The organism is Streptomyces sp. SID5910, from assembly GCF_009862125.1.
Taxonomy (GTDB): domain Bacteria; phylum Actinomycetota; class Actinomycetes; order Streptomycetales; family Streptomycetaceae; genus Streptomyces.
Genome location: NZ_WWHX01000859.1, coordinates 1 through 3,894 on the forward strand (window position 1 = coordinate 1; position 3,894 = coordinate 3,894).

The following is a 3,894-nucleotide window of genomic DNA, read 5'->3' on the forward strand; positions in this document are numbered from 1 at the left end:
CGTGGGCGTGCCGCCGCCGTCACCGCCGCCGTCGTCGTCGGAGCAGCCGGCCAGCACGGCGGCCGCCAGCACCGCCACCGCCGCCGCCCGGCCCGCCCGGTGACCGGCCATGTCGCCTCCAGGGACCTCGTCCGCACCCGCTCCCGCGGAGGACACGCGGGCGCTCCCGCGAGGACACGCGGGGTCCCCTCCAGTGAAGGCGCCCCCGCACACCACCGCACACCGGTGCTCGCCCGAACGGGGCCGCCCCGGCGGGATCAGCCCCGCTCGAAGGTGATCACGACCCCGCCGTGCGTCATCGCGTGCCGGACGCCGGGCACGGACGGGCGGGGGCGGTGGGTCAGATGCGGCCCGGGCTGCCGCTGCCGAAGGAGCCGCTGGAGCCCGGCAGCCAGCGGCGCCGGTTCTGGTCGGCGCCTCGGCGGCTGCCCGCGTGATGGAGCTGGTACGGCATCAGCCGTGGGCTCCCGTCGGTGCTCAGCGGGATCTCGTCCGGCTCCCGGATCTCCCGTTCCTCGTGGACGGGACCGGTGGGCGGGAGGTGGGGGTGTTCGTCGGCGCGAGGGCGGGGCGACTCCTGCTCCATGGCCCTCATGCCCAGCCGTACGGCCAGGATCAGCACGCCCGCGACCACCAGCCCGCCGATGAAGGCCGCGGTCAGGTTGAGCGCGTCCGAAGCAGCCAGCAGTTCATACGTTGCCGTACTCATGTTCTGATTATGTACCCCGGATTGGGATAAAGCGCCTGCTATGCCCCTCTCTGTGATTGAGGACGGCGGCGGGCTGGTACCCGGACCGCAGCGAGCAGGCGGCGCGCCGGTGAGCGGCCGGCCGCCGCGGCGTCACTGGCGGAAGGAGCGCGCGTATGACCGCGCCGTTGACGGCCGACGCCCACGCACACGGTCTCGCCGGGGACGGCACCACCGACGACGGGCCGGCCCTTCAGAAGCTGGTGGACGAGCTCGGTGACGCCACCGCCGCCGACGGGCGGCCGCGCACGATCCGCGTGCCCGCCGGGCGCCACCTGGTCCGGGACCGGCCGGTGCGCTGGCGCAGCGGTGTCTCCCTCGTCGGCGCCGGCCGGGCGGCGACCTGCTTCGTCCTCACCAACCCCGGCGCGCGGAGCCGGCCCGTCCCGCTGGCCTGGTTCACCACGGCCCAGCACGGCGCCGGGCGCGACCACCACATCGCCGACGTCACCTTCGCGCACTTCGAGATCGACGGGTCCGCGGTGGAGACGGAGGAGTACGAGGTGCTGGCCAAGGGGCTCGGCCTCCAGTACGTGCTGCGCGGGCGGTTCTGCGACCTGTACATCCACGACACCGCCGCGACCGGCTTCGGCTGCGACTTCCTCCAGGACACGGTCGTCGAGGGCGTGCTGGCCGAGCGGTGCGGACGGCAGGACCCCGGCGAGAAGATGGGCGGCGCGGGCCTCGGCATCGGGGTCGGCGGCTGGGGGCCGGTCGAGCGGCTGGCGGTGACCGACTGCACGGCCGTCGGCAACGGCACCAACGGCATCTTCTTCGAGCTCCAGCAGGACCACTGGACCCCGCCGCGCGGCATCCGCGTCACCGCCTGCCACACCGAGGACAACCGGTACGGCATCTCCGACTGGGGCACCGACGGGCTGCTCGTCACCGGCTGCACGATGCTCGGCAACCACGTGGCCGGGTTCGACGTGTCCTCGCAGGGCACGACGTCCGTCGGCGGCCGGGGCGGCATCGTCACCGGCTGCCTGATCGACGGCAACTCGCGCGACGGGATCGCGCTCGGCAACACCCCGGGCCCCTACGCCTTCCGCGGCAACCGCGTCAGCCGCAGCGGGCGGCACGGCTACTGGCAGCACAACCTCGCCGGCGGCGACCAGGAGGTGACGTCGGACATCGTCCTGGAGTCCAACGACATCGACGGCAACGCCCTGGACGGCATCCGCGTCGACGCCCCGCTGCACGAACCGGCGGTCTTCGGCAACCGCATCCGCAGCAACGGCCGCCGCGCCGCCCCGGCGACGGAGGGCGGCGGCGAAGGCGTGAGCTACGGCCCGCTGTCCCTGACCGACGAGGGCGCCGACTGGCTCCCGGACGGCCACCTCGGCAAGGAGGTCACGGTCGGCGAGGGCAGCGACGCGGTCACCGCCGTGGTCGCCGGCAACACCGCCACCGCGCTCACCCTCGCCCCCGAACGCCCCGGCGCCCAGGCGGCCTGGCTCCACGGCACCCCCGCCCCCGGCACCGCCTACCGCCTCCCCGACGCCCCGGCACCGCGCGCCGGCCTCACCGCGGCGGCCACCGTCACCCACCCGTACGTGCAGGGCAACCGCATCCGGGACGACGGGCACCCCCGCACCCAGACCCACGCCGTGTGGATCGCGCCCGAGGCCACCTGGACCGGCGGCCGGGTCTCCGGCAACGACTTCAGCGGCAACGCCTCGGCGGCCACCCGCTTCGACTCGTCCCCGAGCGGCGGGCGCTGGCGGGACAACGACGGCTGAGCGCGCCCGCCGCCATGCGTCACGGTGCCCGCAGCGCGTCCACCGCGATCCGGGCCGCCGTGCCGATCACCGCGTCGGCCGCCGGGAGGGTGGCCGCGGTGTGGGCGGTGCGGGTGAAGACGGCCACGGCGTAGCGGCCGCCGTCGGGGTATTCGACGACGCCGACCTCGTTGCGCAGGGTCGGCAGGGTGCCGGTCTTGCCGGCCACGTGGACGTCGTCGAAGGGGAAGCCCGAGGCCAGGCGGTGCGGCCAGACCTGGAGGCCCAGGACGCGGCGCATGGCGGCGCCGTACTCGGGCGGGCAGGCCTCGTCCCGCCAGACGGCGGCGAGCAGGCGGGTCATGTCGCGGGGCGTGCTGTGGTTGGCGCGGGCGGGGTCCAGGGACCGCAGCCGGGTGATGACGTGCGGGTCGGTCAGCGCCCGGGCGCCGTCCGGCCCCGCGTCCTCCCGCATCGCGGCGAGCATCTGGCCGAAGGACGACACGGCCCGCGTGCGGGTGAGGCCGAGCCGGGCCGTGGTGCGGTTGACGGCGTCCAGGCCGACCCGGTCGAGCAGCAGGTCGGCGGCGGCGTTGTCGCTGACGGACATCATCAGGAACGCGGCGTCGCGCAGGGACAGCGTGACGGGGTCGAGCATGGCGGCGACGCCGGTGGGCCCCGGGGTGCGGCCGGCCGGCGGGCACTCGACGCGCTCGGTCAGGTCCAGCAGCCCGGCCGCCGCCTGCTCGTGCAGCGCGACGAGGACGCACAGCTTGTGGACGCTGGCCGTGCACACCGCCTGGTCGGCCCCGGCGTCCACCTGCGCACCGGAGTCGATGTCGACGGCATGCAGCCAGCCGGTGACCCCGGCCTCGTCGAAGGCCGCCCGCAGCCGGCCGGTCACGGTGTCGTTCATAGCCAGTGCTCCGGTACGGGGCGAGGGGACGAGGAAACGCGGCCAGGGCCCGCGAGGGCCGGCCCCTGCGGAAGCCCGCCCCCGGCGGAGCCGGCGCACGGGTGGCGTCGCGTGCCGGCCGGGATGCGGACATCGAGGACGGGGCGCGGGTGGACAGTGCCGCCGGGTGCGTCGGCATCGGCGCGATGGATGCCCGTGCCGAGCGCGCGAGGACGGACCCCGGGCGCGCCCGGAGCGGCGACCGCGAAGCCGGCGTACGGACGGCGTCGGGCGTCGGCTGCGGCGTGGGCGGCGTGGGGCGCGTACGGATGCCCGGTGCCGACCGTTGCCGGTGGTCCGGCGCCGGGGAGGCCGGCCGGGGCGGGCGAGTGCGGACCTCGGCGCCGATCCTCGGTCGCGGCGGAGCCGGCGGATGCGGGGCACCCGGGCGCGCCCGGAGCGGCGACCGCGAAGCCGGCGTACGGACGGCGTCGGGCGTCGGCTACGGCGTGGGTGCCGGGGAGGCCGGT

At 76.2% G+C, this 3,894-nt stretch carries 3 protein-coding genes; 1 reads left to right on the top strand and 2 read right to left on the bottom strand.

The window, feature by feature from the left end:
- Positions 1 to 340: 340 nt before the first annotated feature.
- Entirely contained in the window at positions 341 to 709 is a 369-nt protein-coding gene (locus GTW67_RS30265; protein WP_161167941.1) for a DUF6479 family protein, read from the bottom strand.
- Between the two features lie 155 nt (positions 710 to 864).
- On the opposite strand from GTW67_RS30265, the gene GTW67_RS30270 reads away from it, so the two are divergent.
- Complete coding sequence (locus tag GTW67_RS30270) at positions 865 to 2,490, top strand: right-handed parallel beta-helix repeat-containing protein (protein ID WP_161167942.1); 1,626 nt, start codon at positions 865 to 867, stop codon at positions 2,488 to 2,490.
- A 19-nt stretch (positions 2,491 to 2,509) separates the two neighbouring features.
- On the opposite strand, the gene GTW67_RS30275 is transcribed toward GTW67_RS30270, so the two are convergent.
- Entirely contained in the window at positions 2,510 to 3,385 is an 876-nt protein-coding gene (locus GTW67_RS30275; RefSeq protein WP_161167943.1) for a serine hydrolase, read from the bottom strand.
- Positions 3,386 to 3,894: the final 509 nt, after the last annotated feature.

Coding starts and splice junctions, on each gene's coding strand:
- GTW67_RS30265 (WP_161167941.1), bottom strand. CDS start 709: ATGAGTACGGCAACGTATGAACTGCTGGCTGCTTCGGACGCGCTCAAC.
- GTW67_RS30275 (WP_161167943.1), bottom strand. CDS start 3,385: ATGAACGACACCGTGACCGGCCGGCTGCGGGCGGCCTTCGACGAGGCC.
- GTW67_RS30270 (WP_161167942.1), top strand. CDS start 865: ATGACCGCGCCGTTGACGGCCGACGCCCACGCACACGGTCTCGCCGGG.